Origin of the sequence: Streptomyces sp. NPDC046915, from assembly GCF_040644935.1 — a bacterium.
Taxonomy (GTDB): Bacteria; Actinomycetota; Actinomycetes; order Streptomycetales; family Streptomycetaceae; genus Streptomyces.
Genome location: NZ_JBEYXB010000001.1, coordinates 266,255 through 281,183, shown reverse-complemented (window position 1 = coordinate 281,183; position 14,929 = coordinate 266,255). Strand labels below are relative to the sequence as shown.

Here is a 14,929-nt window from a genome sequence, read left to right as displayed (position 1 = left end):
GGGGGTTACTGCTTGACGCCGCCCGCGGCCAGGCCGCTCTGCCAGTACCGCTGGAGCATCAGGAAGGCCACGACGAGCGGGACGATCGAGATCAGCGAGCCGGTCACGACGAGCGCGAGCATGCCGCTGCTGGCACCGGCCCCGCCGTTCTGGGCCTGCGCGGCCCAGGAGGCGAGGCCGACCGTGATGGGGTAGAGGTTCGGGTCGTTCAGCATGATCAGCGGCAGGAAGTAGTTGTTCCAGGTCGCCACGAGCGTGAACAGCAGGACCGTCACCAGGCCGGGACCCAGCAGTCTGAGGGCGATCCGGAAGAAGATCCGGGCCTCCCCGGCGCCGTCGATGCGCGCGGCCTCCAGGATGCTGTCCGGGACGGCGTCGGCCGCGTAGATACGCATCAGATAGAGGCCGAACGGGTTGACGAGGGACGGCAGGATGATCGCCCACGGGGTGTTGACCAGGCCCGCCTTCGCGAAGAGCAGATAGGTCGGGATCGCCAGCGCGGTGGTAGGGACCATGACGGCGCCGAGGACCAGGTTGAAGGCGAGCCGGTCGCCACGGAAGCGGAACTTGGCGAACCCGTACCCGCCCGCGGCCGCGAGGAGCGCGGCGCCGACCGCGCTGAAGACGGCGTAGAGGACCGTGTTGAGCAGCCAGTGCACGAAGACGCCGTCGTCCTGGGCGAACGTCTCCTTGATGTTCGTCAGCAGCTGCGGAGCGTGCGAGAACCACAGGCCGAAGCTGTCGAACAGGTCCCGGGTGCTCTTGGTGGAAGCGATGAGCAGCCAGAACAGCGGCAGGAGGAAGTACGCGAGGGCCGCCAGCATGGCGATCGTCAGCGGAGTGCTGCGGCGGGCCCCGGGCCGGCGCCTTCTCGGCGGAGTGGGGGACGCGGGCTTCGTGGCGGTGGTGACCGTGGCCGTCGGAGTCGTGGTCGTCATACGGTCCTCCTGCGGTTCGCGGTGAGCAGGACGGCGTAGGAGGCGATCACGATGACGAGGCCGAGGAGGAAGGACACCGTGGCCGCGTAGTTGACCTGCTGGCCGGTGAAGGCGAGGGAGTAGGCGTACAGGTTGGCGGTGTAGGAGCTGCTGATGACGTCCGGGGCGATCTTCATCAGCAGGTTCGGTTCGTTGAACAGCTGGAAACTGCCGATCACGGAGAACAGGAGGGTGAGCAGGATCGCCGGCCGCAGTGCCGGCAGTTTCACCGACCAGGCGATGCGCCAGGCGCCCGCCCCGTCCACCGCGGCGGCCTCGTACAGCTCCTGCGGGATCGTGCGCAGGGCGGCGTACAGGATGATCATGTTGTAGCCGACGAACTCCCAGGTCACGATGTTCGCCAGGCTGCCGAGCATCCAGCCGTCGCTGAGGAAGTGTGGGGCCGGAAGGCTCAGCTTCCGGCTCAGCTGGGCGAACGGGCCGAAGTCCGGCCCGTAGAGATAGCCCCACATGAGCGCGGCGACCACGCTCGGCACGGCGTACGGGACGAAGATGCCCAGCCGGATCACGCGCGCCAGCCGCAGCAGACCGCTGTCCAGCGCGAGGGCGAACAGCAGCGCCAGCAACAGCATCACGGGCACCTGGATGACGAAGAACAAAGCCACCCGGCCCACGCCGTGCAGGAGTTGGGGATCGCCCAGGGCCTGGACGTAGTTGTCGAGGCCGACGAACACGGTCCCGCCGATCAGCCGGTTCTGGAACAGGCTGAGGTAGGCGGCGTAACCGAGCGGAGCGAGGAAGAGCAGCAGGAACAGCGTCAGGAACGGCGCGACGAACAGGGGCCCCGCCGCCCGGTGACGGCGTACGGCAGCCATGTCAACTCCCCTTGACCGTGAAGCCCTGGTTCTTGGCGTACGTCGTCAGCCGCGACTGCCAGGTGCCGAGCGCGCGCACGGTGTCGGTGCGGTCGGCCAGGGACTTGCCGACGGTCTCGGTCCAGTCGGTCGCCGCCTGGTCGAGGAACGGCGGCCACTGGAAAGAGGAGTTGACCGTGGAGCCGATGTCGGCGAAGACCTGGTTGACCTTCTGGCCGCCGTAGAAGGACGGGGCGTCCCCGGTGAACGAGGCATCCGTGAGCAGGGCCTTGGTGGCGGGGAAGAAGAACTGCTCGGTGGCGAACATCTTCGCGCTGGCCGGGTCGCTGTTGAGGAACTGCGCGAACACCGCGGCGGCCACGGGGTTCTTGGTGGAGCGGACGACCGCGGTGGTGGAGCCGCCCCAGTTGCCCGAACTGGGCTTGGCGGTGTCCCACTGCGGCAGCGGGGCCGCCCGCCACTTGCCCGCCGTGGACTTGGCGGAGCCGGACAGGAAGACCGGGCCCCAGGCCGCGGTGATCCAGGTGGCGTACTTGCCCTTGTCGAGGGCGGCGTACCAGGAGTCGGTGAAGTCGGGCTCGACGCCGATGACCCCTTCCCCGGCCAGCCCGCCCCAGTACGCGCCGAGCTTCTTCGAGACGGCGTCGTCGACGCTGATGGTGATGTCGCTCTTGCCGGAGGTCGCATAGGGCTTGGCGCCCGCCTGCCAGAGCAGGCCGTGCCAGGCGGCGACCTGATTGGCGGCGAGGTTGGTCAGATAGACGTCCGGGTTCGCCTTGTGGAGCTTGCGCGCGGCGGCGGCGAACTCGTCCCAGGTCCTGGGCACGCCGATGCCGTACTTGTCGAAGATGTCGTGCCGGTAGAGCATGCCCATCGGGCCGGTGTCCTGCGGGATCGCCCAGATCTCGCCGTTGCTGCCGCTGACCTGGCCCCAAGTCCAGTCGACGAAGGCCGACTTGAGTGCCGAGGCGCCGTAGGGCCGCAGATCCAGCAGGCTGTTGGTGATCGTGAAGGTGGGGATGGCCTGGTACTCGATCTGGACCATGTCCGGTGCGCCGCTGCCGGCCTTGAGCGCCGTCCGCAGCTTCGTGTACTGGGGCGTTCCCTGACCGGCGTTGACGATCTTGACCTTGATGGCCGGGTACTTCTTCTCGAAGAGCGCGACCTCCTTGGCGATGTTCGGGACCCACGTCCAGAACGTCAGCTCGGTCGGCGTCTTCATCGCCTTGTCGATGTCGGCCTGGCCGACGGGCTTGGCGGAGCCGGAGGAACCGCCGGAGTCACCGCCGCCGCAGGCGGTGAGGGCGGCGCCGAGCGACAGGGCTCCCGTGGTGCTGAGGAACAGCCGACGGCTCATGGAGGAAGTGCTGGACGTGGAGGTGAATCTGGGCATGGTGAACTCCCGCCGGTGGCGAAGATGGCGGCACGCCTGGCGAGGGCGTGCGGTGCTGAGAACGGGGGTGGGGGAGGAAGCGGATGCAGGCGCACGGGCCTGACTTCGGGGCCCACTGGGGTCAGGGGCGGCTCTGGGGGCGCCGGTGCGATGAGGGCGCTCGCAGGGGAGGGGACGCGATCAGGACCGCATCGGTCCGACGTCGGCACGGCGGCTCGGTCACCGATCGCGTGGTGGTGGTCAGCCGTCGTGGTGGAGGCTGACGGCAGGTCAGTCGCTGGTGGGCGTACCTCCGTTCGCGGGTGCCGGACCGGATGACGTGCCGTGCCGCCCACGAGCCGGTGTCTTCCCGCTCGGCGGTGGCGCGGTCGAGGCGCGGACGACGAGGTCGACCGGCGTACTGCTGGACGCCATGGGGTCTGCCTTCGGGTTCTCGATGGCATGCACCAGACGCTTGAGCCCCTCCTGTGCCACGGCGTCGAACGGTTGCCGCACCGTGGTGAGAGGCGGAGTCACGTAGGCGGCGACCGGGATGTCGTCGAAGCCGACGACGCTGACGTCCTCCGGCACGCGCCGGCCGGCCTCCGTCAGCGCGCGGATCAGGCCGATCGCCATGTCGTCGTTGGCGGCGAAGACGGCGGTGACACCGGCGTCCTCGGCGAACCTGCGTCCCGCCGCGTACCCGGACGCGGCCGACCAGTCGCCCTCGACGACCGGGGGTACCGCCCTGCCCTGTGCGGTCAGGGCCGCCCGCCATCCTTCGAGGCGGTCCCGGGCGGCGTACCACCGCTGCGGACCGGCGAGGTGGTGGACCGTCGTATGCCCGAGGGCCAGCAGGTGTTCGGTGGCGGTCCGGGCCATCAGGTCGGCGCCGTCCCCCGCGGTCAGCACGGTGGGTGCGGTGACGGGCGACGGCGCGCCGATGACGAGGACCGGAACGGCGACGCCGAGGAAGCGCAGGGAGACGTCCTCGTCGTCCACCTGCTCGTCGATCGGTTCCGAGATGACGATGCCGTCCACGCCCTGGTCGAGGAGCGAGTCGACGGCGCCGGAGATGCCCGCCGGGTCGCCTTCCATCGTGTTGACCACGCGGAGGGCGTAACCGGTGTCCCGGACGACCCGCTCGACACCCATGAGCAGCGAGGCGGGCCCGTACAAGGCCGTGCCCAGCGTCACCACCCCGATCGAGCGGGTCCGCCCCGAGGCCAGCGCCCGGGCGGCGTTGTTGCGCCGGTAGCCGAGCTGCTCGGCGGCTTCGAGAACGCGCCGGCGCACGTCGGCGGAGACGTACGGCTCGTCGTTGAAGACCCGGGAGACCGTCTTCTGCGAGACGCCCGCCAACCGGGCCACATCCACACTGCGCGGCGCGGCGGAGCTTGCGTCCCGCCCTGTCCCTCGCGTCAAGGTGCCTCCCGGTGACCACTGAAGTGGACTCAATGATGCCACTCGCCGACTGACTGACAGCGCAGTCATGTCTGCGCTGTCATGTCTACGCAGTCATAAGGACGGCGTCAAGAGTTCGGGACGCATCCAACGGTTTGGAACACAGCCGACGTTCGGAACACATCCGTAGGACGCGATCTGCCCGGGTGCGCCATGATGGGGCCCGTGGACTTCGAGCCGTACCGGGGTGAGCTGGTGGCGTACTGCTACCGGATGCTGGGATCGTTCCACGAGGCCGAGGACCTGGTGCAGGAGACGATGCTGCGGGCCTGGAAGGCTCGTGACCGGTACGACAGCACGCGCGCGTCCGTGCGGACCTGGCTGTACCGGATCGCGACCAACGCATGCCTGACGGCGCTGGAGGGGCGGGCTCGGCGGCCGCTGCCGTCCGGTCTGGGCGCGTCGAGTGAGGACCCCGGGGCACCGCTCACTCCGGCCCTCGACATCCCCTGGCTCCAGCCGTTCCCCGACGCGCGGTTCGACGCGGACGCACGGGCCGACATGCGGCTCGCGCTGGTGGCGGCGATGCAGGTCCTGCCGCCGCGGCAGCGGGCCGTACTGGTGCTTCGAGAGGTACTGGAGTTCACCGCCGCCGAGGTCGCCGAGCAGCTGGGAACCACGGCCGCGGCCGTCAACAGCGCGCTGCAACGCGCCCGTGCCGCCCTCGCGGACGTGGGCGGCGTGGACGAGGTCATGGAGCCGGGCGATCCCGAGACACACGCGGTCGTTCAGCGGTACATGCGGGCGTTCGAGGCGGCCGACGTCCCCGCGATCGTGCGGCTGCTCACGGACGAGGCGGTCCTGGAGATGCCGCCGGTGCCGCTGTGGTACCGCGGCAGCCGCGACTACGGCCTGTTCATGGAGCGGGTGTTCGCGATGCGCGGGACGGGCTGGGGCGTGAGGCCCCTGACCGCCAACGGGCAGCCCGCGCTCGCCGCGTACGCACTGGAACCCGGTGGCGGGCATCGGCTGCACACCGTGCAGGTCCTCACGGTCACCGGCGGCCGGATCGCGCACAACGTGGTGTTCGCCGATCCGCAGGTGTTCGAGGCCTTCGACCTGCCCCGGCAGATTTCTTCCGGCGAGTTCCGCCGGGCGCGATGAGTTCGGCCGGTGCCGCCGGTACGTACCGGTGAGCATCGACCGAAGGGACATCCATCGTGAGCGTCATCGTCATTGAGTTCATCACCCTGGACGGGATCGTGTCCGACCCGGACGGCTCCGGGGGAACGCCGGCCGGCGGCTGGGCGTTCCGGCATGGCCCCGAGGCGGTCGCCGGGGACAAGTTCCGGCTCGGAAGCACGCTCGACGACGGGGTGCTGCTGCTCGGCCGTACGACGTGGCAGCTGTTCTCGCGCATCTGGCCCGGGCGGGACGACCCGTTCGCCGCGCGGATGAACGCCGTGCCGAAGCTGGTCGCCTCCCGAACGGTGGCCGACACCTCGGCGTGGGCACACTCCCGGATCATCGACGGCGGCCTCATCGACGCCGTCAAGCGCGAGGAGCGCGATGTGATCGTCAGCGGCAGTCCGAGCGTGGTCCACGCGCTGATGGCCGAGGACCTGATCGATGAATACCGGCTGTTGGTCTTCCCCACGGTCCTCGGCGCCGGCCGCGGCGCCGGCCGACGGCTCTTCCCCGACGACGGCCCGCCCGCCGACCTCGAATGCCTGTCGGCCGAGCGGGCCGGCGCCGCCGTCCTCGTGCGGTACGGGAGGCCGGGACGATGACGGCGGCGCCGGACAGGCCCTAGTACTGCAACGGTGCTTGTTCTGAGTGCTGGGCAGTTTTCAGGGGCTGTGTCCGCGTCGTTTGTAGTGGCTGCGGCGGGCTTGGTGTTGGCGTCGTCGTCGCCAGTGTGACCAGTGCAGGATGTGGTCGACCGGTGCCGGTCGGCGTTTGGTGAGGCGGGTGATCAGTCGTCGGATCTCGGCGAGGCTGAGGTGGATGAGCTGGGAGGATCCGTTTCTGCTTTCTCCGTGTCCAGTTGGCGGGCTCGCAGGACGGTCAGGCAGGCGTGGGCGGCCATGGCGAGGGTCATGTGGCGGTGCCAGCCGGGGTAGCGGCGGACCTGGTAGTCGTCCAGGCCGCATTCCTGCTTCGCGGTCTGGAAGCATTCCTCGACCGCCCAGCGGCTTCCCGCGATGCGGATCAGCTCGTCCAGCGTGGTCTGGGCCGGGCAGTAGGCGATGTAGTAGGAGATCTCCTCAGGTCTGCTGACGCTGCGTCGGGCGAGAACCCAGTGCCGGCGGTCCTCGCGGTGCCAGGGCCTCACTTCGACGCGGGCCCAGTCATAGATCCGCCGGCCGTGGGCTCCCTCGCCGCAGGAACGACGCTTCCACTTCTGCCGGGGCAGACCGGGGAACAGGTCGTGGACGGGGTGGTCGAGTGCCCAGCGGGTGACGACGGTGTCGTGCCGGGTGGTGGCCATGACGTGGAAGACGTCCGCCTGCTCCAGTTCGAAGCGCCAGCCCTTGCTGAAGCCATAGGCGGCGTCCGCCGTCACCCAGCCGAACGGGATCTTCTCGGCGATGGCCCGGCGGACCATGGCCTTGGCCATGGCCACCTTCGTCTCGAAGGCGACGCTGTCGTTGATGCCGGCCCGTCGGCATCGCTCGCGGTCATCCGTCCAGGACGTGGGCAGATACAGCCGCCGGTCGATCAGCGTGCGTCCGCGGCCCGTTGCATAGGCGAGGAAGACCCCGATCTGGGAGTTCTCCGTGCGTCCCGCGGTGCCGGAGTACTGCCGCTGGACGCCGGCGGAACGGACACCCTTCTTCAGAAAGCCGGTGTCATCGACGATCAGGACGGCATCCCGGTCACCGAGGTTCTCGACGACGTAGTCACGTACATCGTCCATAACCTCGTCGGCGTCCCAGTCGATCCGGTTCAGCAGCCGGTGGATCCGATCGGGGCCGGCATGCCCGGCCTCTTCCGCCAGCGTCCAGCCGTTCTTCCGCTCCAGCGGAGCAATCAACCCCCGCATATAGGCCAGTGCCGACTGACGCGGTTCTTCCCGGCTGAACCGGTGCACGAATCGCTCGTGCACCGCCTCGAGTTCAGTTGCCCACAATCTGGCATCAGCAAGGTCCCCACCCATAACCCGACCAACGACCGAGCTGGCCAGCAGTCACGGCAAGCACCGTTGCAGTACTAGGGCCTGTCGTCACATTCCCGTCTGCCCCGCGACGCCTGGCACGCCCTCTCGCCGCACCGGGCGAAAGCCCAAGTACGTCCAGTACGAGGACTTCCGCCCGGCACGGCGAGAGAACGCCCCAGACGCCGCGGGGCCGCCCTCCGGGCGACGACGGGAATGTGACGACCGGCCCTAGGTCAGGACCAGCCAGCGGCGGCCGTCGATGAGCTCGCGGGCCGCGTCGAGGTGGCCGGCGTGGCACGCGGTCTCGGTGATGACGTGCAGGAGGACGTCGCGCAGGGTGTGCAGGTGCGGTTCGCCGAACAGGTCGTGGGGCCACCAGGCCGGGGCCGTGCCGGCAGCGGTGCCGGTGATGACCGTGTCGGCGAGCTCTGCCTCCTGCCGGTATCGGTCGAGCACGTCGACGGCCGGCACCTCCGGAGGCACGTTCCAGGCTTCGTCGCCGCTCGGCAGGCCGAGGATGATCTCCTCGTCCCCGGCGACGACCGCCTGGAACCAGAACCGCTCGACGTCCAGCGCGAGGTGCTGGACCAGCCCCAGGCAGTGCCAACCGGATGGCAGCACGGGCCGTCGCAGAGCCTCCGCGTCAAGCCCGTCGAGGATGCCGAGAACGTGGCGCCGCTGTCCGTCCAGGACCCTGAGAAGCGCACTGACCTCACTGTCCGGAGTCGTGGTCGTCGCGCGAGAATCTTCCTTCATAACCACCTGCGATCACCGAATCCTTCGTCACTTGCGCCAGAACAGGTGGTGCGTCACGCCGCTCGGGCTGGGCACGACCTCGAGGTGGAACCGGTCGAGGAGTTCATCGGGGGAGTCCCAGAGCCGGAGTCCGGACCCGAGCTTCACCGGCGAGACCACCACATGCATGGTGTCGACGAGGCCGGCGTCGAGGAACTGCCGGATGGTGGTCACCCCGCCGCCGAGTCGGACGTCCTTGCCCTGCGCCGCCCTGCGTGCCTGCTCGAGAACCGTGGCCGGGTCGCCGTCGACGAAGTGGAACGTGGTGTCGGAGAGCGTGAACGAAGGACGCTGGTGGTGGGTCATGACGAACACCGGGGTGTGGAACGGGGGTTCGTCACCCCACCAGCCGCGCCACTCAGGCTCGTGCCAGGGCCCGCGCTGGGGCCCGAACTTGTTGCGGCCCATGATCTCGGCGCCGATGTTGCGTGCGAAGTCCCGAGTGAAGTAGTCGTCGAGGCCCCGGCTCCCGCCGGGATCGGTGCGCATGGGCCAGCTCGCCGTGGCGCCGGCCCAGGCGAACAGCCTCCCGGGATCGACGTGACCGAACGGTCGCTCGAGGCTCTGGTCCTCACCGGCGCCGATTCCGTCACTCGAGACGGTGAAGTTCTGCACTCTCAGTAGCTGAGCCATGTGTTCCCCCCGCGGTGTCGACAACGGTGGTGAGACTGTACGGGCCGGAAAAACTCATCGCTGCGCAAGCTCGGCCAGATGGTGCAGCGAGTTGGCGAGATGCTCCGGGCCGAACGGCGGGAACCGGATGCCCCGCGCCCGGATGTACTGCGGCACCGCCGACCAGTCGTAGGTGAGGGTGACCTCGGTCCCGGACGGACCGAGCGGCGCCAGGTCGTATCGCCAGATCCAGCCGCCGAACTCCAGGTGACCGTCCTCCTTCTCCTGCCCCGTCAGCCAGGCTATGGCGCGCGGCGGGTCGAACACCTGGACCTGGTTGACCACCTGGTAATCACCGTCCGGATGGTTGGCGTGGTACATGTCCATCCGGAAAATCTGCCCCGCCTCGGTCAGCGGCGCCCGGTCGGCGGGTTCCTGGACCCAGCCGGTGCCGTCGATCGCGGCATGGGTGGTCGGGTCCGCCAGCACCGCGAACACCCTCGCGGCGGGCACGGAGACAGTCAGGGTGGCGCTCACGTTTTCTTGGTCCACGGTATGCAGACGACGTGGCGAGGCAGAATTCATCGGTCGTATCCAAGATCGTGAAACCGGACCGGAGTACTAGGATCGACTCCCATGATCGCTGATCTGCAGTGCGTGGTGCTGGACTGCTCCGACCCCGGTGAACTCGCCGAGTTCTACCACTCGCTCCTCGGCGGCACCGTCAACCAGCCGGACCGGCGATGGGCGCTCAGCGAGGCCTGGGCCACTTTGCACACGGCATCCGGCCTCGTCCTGGCGTTCCAGGGGGTGGCGGAGTACCAGCCGTCGCTCTGGCCGGACCCGAGCGGGCCACAGCAGTTCCACCTGGATTTCGGTGTCGCCGACCTGGACCGCGCTCAGGAACAGGTGCTGGCCCTGGGCGCCAGGGTGCTGGACGACGGTGCGGACGGACGGAGTTGGCGGGTGTACGCGGACCCCGCGGGTCATCCGTTCTGCCTGGTCCGTCACTGACGCCTGCCTGGTAACCCGCTTGCCGGAGGGGGAGCGCTCCCACGAGGCTGGTGCCTTCGTGTGCCGTGGTGAAAGGGGAGCCCGATGACGGAGAACGGTTCGGCCCGGACGGGGTTGTGGGCGATGGCGGACCTGGTGACGCCGATGGCGTTACGTGTGGCGGCGACCTTGCGGCTCGCCGACCACATCGAGGCGGGACTGCGGACGGCACCGGAACTGGCCGCGGCCACGGACAGCGACGTCGACGCCCTCGACCGGCTGATGCGGCACCTCGCTTCGGAGGGCGTGCTCAGCGATGACGCCTCCGGCGGCTACGCCCTGACAGCGCGAGGCCAGGAGCTCCGCAGCGACCACCCCTCCGCTCTCGCTTCCATGCTGGACCTCGACAGCGCCATCGGCCGCGCCGATCTGGCGTTCGTCCGGCTGCTGCACAGCGTGCGCACCGGTGAGGCCGCCTTCCCGGAGCAGTTCGGGAAGCCCTTCTGGGACGACCTGGCGGCGGACCCCGCGCGTACCGCCTCCTACGACGCCCAGATGGGCACCGACGTGACCGCCTGGGCCAGGGACATCGTTCCCGCCTACGACTGGGGCTCGCTGGGTGAGGTGGTCGACGTCGGCGGCGGCAACGGCACCCTGCTGACCGCCCTGTTGCACGCGTACCCGACCCTGCGGGGCACTGTCCTCGACCAGCCGGACACCGCGGCGGCCGCCCGCGAGACCCTGGCGGCGGCGGGCCTGACCGACCGGGGCGGTGCCGTACCCGGTGACTTCTTCCAGGCCGTGCCGCCGGGCGCCGGAGGCTATCTGCTGTGCGCCATCCTTCACGACTGGGACGATGACGAGGCCCGCGCCATCCTGCGGTGCTGCGCGGAGGCGGCGGGGCAGCACGGCCGTGTCTTCGCCATCGAGAAGATGGGCGCCGACGGTGAGTCACCGAACACCGGGATGGACCTGCGGATGCTCGCCTACTTCGGCGGCCGGGAGCGCGACACCGGCGAACTCACCGCCCTCGCCGCCCAGGCCGGACTCCACACCGTGGCGGTACACCGTGCGGGCCGCCTGGCCATCGTCGAACTCGCCGCCGGGTCCGGGGAGCTTCCGTCGGCGCCGGTCCAGGCCGACGATGCGGCCCGGGCCTGACGGATCCTTGACCGCTGCTTCGGCCTCCGCGATGCTGTGTTGCGAAACATGAGATGAGTGCCGTAATAGGCAACACGGCATTCATCTCCATCCTCTGTCAGCCAAGGAGTGGCCATGGCTCAGCAGGTCCGTGCTGTCGTCGCGCGAAGCAAGGGTGCCCCTGTCGGTCTGGAGACGATCGTCGTGCCCGACCCCGGCCCGGGTGAGGCCGTGGTCAAGATCGAGGCCTGCGGCGTCTGCCACACCGATCTGCACTATCGCGAGGGAGGCATCAGTGAGGACTTCCCCTTTCTGCTGGGGCACGAGGCGGCGGGCGTGGTCGAGTCGGTGGGTGAGGGCGTCACGGACGTGGCACCCGGCGACTTCGTGATCCTCAACTGGCGCGCCGTGTGCGGCCAGTGCCGGGCGTGTCTGCGCGGCCGGCCCTGGTACTGCTTCAACACCCACAACGCGAAGCAGAGGATGACCCTGACCGACGGCACGGAACTGTCGCCGGCCCTGGGGATCGGCGCCTTCGCCGAGAAGACACTGGTGGCGGCCGGTCAGTGCACCAAGGTGGACCGGGCGGCGTCGGCGGCCGCCGCCGGGCTGCTGGGCTGCGGGGTGATGGCGGGCATCGGCGCGGCCATCAACACCGGCAACGTGGGGCGCGGTGACACCGTCGCCGTGATCGGCTGCGGTGGCGTGGGGAACGCGGCGATCGTCGGGTCGAACCTGGCGGGTGCGGCCAAGATCATCGCGGTGGACGTCGACGACCGCAAGCTGGCCACGGCGAGCAGGCTCGGCGCGACCCACACGGTCAACTCCAAGGAGACGGACGCCGTCGACGCGGTGCGCGAGCTCACCGGAGGCTTCGGCGCCGATGTCGTGATCGATGCGGTGGGCCGTCCGGAGACGTACCGGCAGGCCTTCTACGCCCGTGACCTGGCCGGCACCGTCGTCCTGGTCGGCGTGCCGACGCCGGAGATGAAGCTGGAGCTGCCGCTGCTCGACGTCTTCGGCCGGGGCGGCACGCTGAAGTCGTCCTGGTACGGCGACTGCCTGCCCTCCCGGGACTTCCCGATGCTCATCGACCTCTACCTCCAGGGCCGCCTCGACCTGGACGCCTTCGTCACCGAGACCATCGCGCTCGACGACGTGGAGAAGGCCTTCGAGCGCATGCACCACGGCGACGTCCTGCGCTCGGTGGTGGTCTTCCCATGACCGGCGCCCGCATCGACCACCTCGTCACGTCGGGGACGTTCTCGCTGGACGGCGGCACGTGGGAGGTCGAGAACAACGTATGGATCATCGGCGACGACGACGAGGTGGTCGTCATCGACGCCGCTCACGACGCCGACGCGATCGAACGGGCCCTCGGCGGGCGCAGCCTGCGGGCGATCGTGTGCACCCACGCGCACAACGACCACATCGACGCCGCACCCGAGCTCGCCGCCCGGACCGGCGCCCCGATCCTGCTGCACGCCGACGATCTGCCGCTGTGGAAGCAGACCCATCCCGGCCGGATGCCCGACGGTGAACTGACCGACGGGCAGACCATCCCGGTCGCCGGCACCGAACTGACCGTGCTGCACACCCCCGGCCATGCCCCCGGGGCCGTCTGTCTGCACGCCCCGCGCCTGTCCGCCCTGTTCAGCGGCGACACGTTGTTCGCCGGCGGGCCGGGGGCGACGGGAAGGTCGTACAGCGACTTCCCCACCATCATCGATTCGATCAGGGAGCGTCTCCTCGGCCTTCCGGACGACACCGTCGTGCACACCGGCCACGGGGAGACCACCACCGTCGGCGCCGAGGCGCCGCACCTCCAGGAGTGGATCGACCGCGGTTTCTGACCGCCCCGGCCGAGAAGCGGCCCTGCCCCGGTGACGGACCCCGTGAACGTCGCCGGCGGCAGGGCCGTCGTCGCACCCGGCGACGCGCCCATACCGCCCCTTCACCTGCGCTTTCGTGGTCGCTTCGGCATGCCCGGAAAACGGTCGTCGGGCACCGCGCAACCCGGCTTCCGAATGCCTTGACAACGCTTCAGAGCGGCCCGCAGACTGGCGTTGCGCTAACCGCAATCCGTTTCGCTATACGCACCGAGGTGTCATGATGATTCCCGCGTGCCGTCTCGCGGATCTGCCGCGAGGCGAGGCCCACCGGCTCGACATCGATCCGCCCGTGTCGGTGTTCCACACCGACGACGGCGAGCTCTTCGCCATCGACGACACCTGCACCCACCAGGACGCCTCGCTCGCCGACGGCTGGCTGGAGGGCTGCGAGGTGGAATGCCCCTTGCACGCCTCCAAGTTCGACCTGAGGACGGGGGCCGTGGACGCGCCGCCGGCCAAGCTCCCGGTCCGCACCCACGAGGTCGTCGTCGAGGACGGTACGGTCTACGTCCGGCTGTCCACCGACGCGCCCAACCTGCCGCCGTGCATCGCCGCCCGCCTGGCCGGAGGCCCCGCGTGAGGACAGTGGCCGTGGTGGGCGCCTCGCTGGCCGGTCTGTCGGCCGCGCGCTCGCTGCGGCAGCGGGGGTACGACGGCCGGCTGGTCGTCATCGGCGACGAGCCCCACCGCCCGTACGACAGGCCGCCGTTGTCCAAGGAGTTCCTGGCCGGCGCCATCGGCGAGGCGGATCTGGCGCTGGAGCGGGACGACGAGGAACTCCAGGCGGAGTGGGTGCTCGGCGTCCGTGCCACCGGACTCGACCGCGCCGAGCGGACCGTCCGGCTCGCCGACGGCCGGGAGATACGCGCCGACGGCGTGGTCATCGCGACCGGAGCGGCCGCCCGTACCCTGCCCGGCACCGACGGTCTCGCCGGGGTCCACGCGCTGCGCACCCTCGACGACGCCCGCGCCCTGCGGGACGAACTGGCCCGGGGCGGACGGCTGGTGGTGATCGGCGGCGGGTTCGTCGGCGCCGAGGTCGCCTCCACGGCGTACGCCCTCGGCCTCGACGTGACCGTGATCGAGGCGGCGCCGACCCCGCTGGCCGGACCGCTCGGTGAGGCCATGGGCGGGATCGTCTCCGCCCTCCACCTGGACCACGGAGTACGGCTGCTGTGCGGGGTGGGCGTCAAGGGGCTCGGCGGGGAGCGCCGGGTGGACGCCGTACTGCTGGAGGACGGTCGCACTGTTCCCGCCGACACCGTCGTCGTCGGGGTCGGCGCGCGTCCCTGCGTCGAGTGGCTCCAGGGGTCCGGCGTCGCGCTCGACAACGGCGTGAAGTGCGGTGCCGACGGCCGCACGAGTGTGGCCGGGGTGGTCGCCGTGGGCGACTGCGCCAACTGGTACGACCCGCGCACCGGGATCCACCGCAGGATCGAGCACTGGACCGGCGCGCTGGAACGGCCGGACGCCGCCGTCGCCGCGCTCCTCGCGTACGGTGCGACGGAACCGGGCGTCCCCCGGCCGCCGTACTTCTGGTCCGACCAGTACGGCGTGAAGATCCAGTTCGTCGGGCACGCCGCCGGGGCCGACAGCGTGACGGTCGAGGAAGGCTCGACCGACGACCGCAGTTTCCTGGCCGTCTACCGGCGGGCCGGCCGGCCGGTCGCCGCACTCGGGATGAACCAGCCCCGGCTCTTCACCCGTTGGCGCAAGCAGTTCGCCACCACCGCCGCCGCGTCCTGACA

At 70.0% G+C, this 14,929-nt stretch carries 16 protein-coding genes; 8 read left to right on the top strand and 8 right to left on the bottom strand.

What is annotated here, in order from left to right; genetic code table 11:
* Positions 1 to 5: 5 nt before the first annotated feature.
* From ABZ915_RS01195 to ABZ915_RS01180, 4 genes are all read right to left on the bottom strand, one after another.
* Positions 6 to 938 carry a carbohydrate ABC transporter permease gene (locus tag ABZ915_RS01195; protein WP_361793784.1) on the bottom strand — a complete coding sequence of 311 codons (933 nt, stop codon included), beginning with the start codon at positions 936 to 938 and terminating at the stop codon, positions 6 to 8.
* Positions 935 to 1,813 (bottom strand): sugar ABC transporter permease, encoded by an 879-nt coding sequence (locus ABZ915_RS01190; protein ID WP_361793781.1) that lies wholly within the window; start codon positions 1,811 to 1,813, stop codon positions 935 to 937. The genes ABZ915_RS01195 and ABZ915_RS01190 overlap by 4 nt, the downstream gene beginning before the upstream one ends.
* A gap of 1 nt (position 1,814) precedes the next feature.
* Entirely contained in the window at positions 1,815 to 3,206 is a 1,392-nt protein-coding gene (locus tag ABZ915_RS01185) for an extracellular solute-binding protein (protein WP_361793778.1), read from the bottom strand.
* Between the two features lie 270 nt (positions 3,207 to 3,476).
* A complete protein-coding gene (locus ABZ915_RS01180) occupies positions 3,477 to 4,562 on the bottom strand; it encodes a LacI family DNA-binding transcriptional regulator (RefSeq protein WP_361795739.1) in 1,086 nt (361 codons plus the stop codon).
* A gap of 243 nt (positions 4,563 to 4,805) precedes the next feature.
* Between ABZ915_RS01180 and ABZ915_RS01175 the strand changes: the two genes are divergently transcribed.
* Both ABZ915_RS01175 and ABZ915_RS01170 read left to right on the top strand, forming a co-directional pair.
* Positions 4,806 to 5,753 (top strand): sigma-70 family RNA polymerase sigma factor, encoded by a 948-nt coding sequence (locus tag ABZ915_RS01175; RefSeq protein WP_361795736.1) that lies wholly within the window; start codon positions 4,806 to 4,808, stop codon positions 5,751 to 5,753.
* A gap of 56 nt (positions 5,754 to 5,809) precedes the next feature.
* The gene (locus tag ABZ915_RS01170) at positions 5,810 to 6,379 is read left to right on the top strand and encodes a dihydrofolate reductase family protein (protein ID WP_361793775.1); all 570 of its coding nucleotides are present in this window, start codon (positions 5,810 to 5,812) and stop codon (positions 6,377 to 6,379) included.
* A gap of 185 nt (positions 6,380 to 6,564) precedes the next feature.
* On the opposite strand, the gene ABZ915_RS01165 is transcribed toward ABZ915_RS01170, so the two are convergent.
* The 4 genes from ABZ915_RS01165 to ABZ915_RS01150 form a co-directional block, all read right to left on the bottom strand.
* Complete coding sequence (locus tag ABZ915_RS01165) at positions 6,565 to 7,749, bottom strand: IS701 family transposase (RefSeq protein WP_361793772.1); 1,185 nt, start codon at positions 7,747 to 7,749, stop codon at positions 6,565 to 6,567.
* A 228-nt stretch (positions 7,750 to 7,977) separates the two neighbouring features.
* On the bottom strand, positions 7,978 to 8,505 hold the full coding sequence (locus ABZ915_RS01160; RefSeq protein WP_361793769.1) for a DinB family protein: 528 nt from the start codon (positions 8,503 to 8,505) through the stop codon (positions 7,978 to 7,980).
* A gap of 27 nt (positions 8,506 to 8,532) precedes the next feature.
* Positions 8,533 to 9,177, bottom strand: coding sequence for a dihydrofolate reductase family protein (locus ABZ915_RS01155; protein ID WP_361793766.1), 645 nt, complete (start codon positions 9,175 to 9,177; stop codon positions 8,533 to 8,535).
* A 54-nt stretch (positions 9,178 to 9,231) separates the two neighbouring features.
* Positions 9,232 to 9,693, bottom strand: coding sequence for a polyketide cyclase (locus tag ABZ915_RS01150; protein ID WP_361793763.1), 462 nt, complete (start codon positions 9,691 to 9,693; stop codon positions 9,232 to 9,234).
* Positions 9,694 to 9,792: 99 nt separating this feature from the next.
* Between ABZ915_RS01150 and ABZ915_RS01145 the strand changes: the two genes are divergently transcribed.
* The 6 genes from ABZ915_RS01145 (at position 9,793) to ABZ915_RS01120 (ending at position 14,927) form a co-directional block, all read left to right on the top strand.
* Positions 9,793 to 10,170, top strand: coding sequence for a VOC family protein (locus ABZ915_RS01145; RefSeq protein ID WP_361793760.1), 378 nt, complete (start codon positions 9,793 to 9,795; stop codon positions 10,168 to 10,170).
* Positions 10,171 to 10,254: 84 nt separating this feature from the next.
* A complete protein-coding gene (locus ABZ915_RS01140) occupies positions 10,255 to 11,310 on the top strand; it encodes a methyltransferase (RefSeq protein ID WP_361793757.1) in 1,056 nt (351 codons plus the stop codon).
* A gap of 114 nt (positions 11,311 to 11,424) precedes the next feature.
* A complete protein-coding gene (locus ABZ915_RS01135) occupies positions 11,425 to 12,513 on the top strand; it encodes an S-(hydroxymethyl)mycothiol dehydrogenase (protein ID WP_361793754.1) in 1,089 nt (362 codons plus the stop codon).
* Positions 12,510 to 13,142 carry an MBL fold metallo-hydrolase gene (locus ABZ915_RS01130; RefSeq protein WP_361793751.1) on the top strand — a complete coding sequence of 211 codons (633 nt, stop codon included), beginning with the start codon at positions 12,510 to 12,512 and terminating at the stop codon, positions 13,140 to 13,142. The genes ABZ915_RS01135 and ABZ915_RS01130 overlap by 4 nt, the downstream gene beginning before the upstream one ends.
* A 256-nt stretch (positions 13,143 to 13,398) precedes the next feature.
* A complete protein-coding gene (locus tag ABZ915_RS01125) occupies positions 13,399 to 13,761 on the top strand; it encodes a bifunctional 3-phenylpropionate/cinnamic acid dioxygenase ferredoxin subunit (RefSeq protein WP_361793748.1) in 363 nt (120 codons plus the stop codon).
* Positions 13,758 to 14,927: an FAD-dependent oxidoreductase gene (locus tag ABZ915_RS01120; RefSeq protein WP_361793745.1), complete on the top strand. Its 1,170-nt coding sequence runs from the start codon at positions 13,758 to 13,760 to the stop codon at positions 14,925 to 14,927. Before ABZ915_RS01125 ends, ABZ915_RS01120 begins: the two co-directional genes overlap by 4 nt.
* The last annotated feature ends 2 nt before the right edge of the window (positions 14,928 to 14,929 follow it).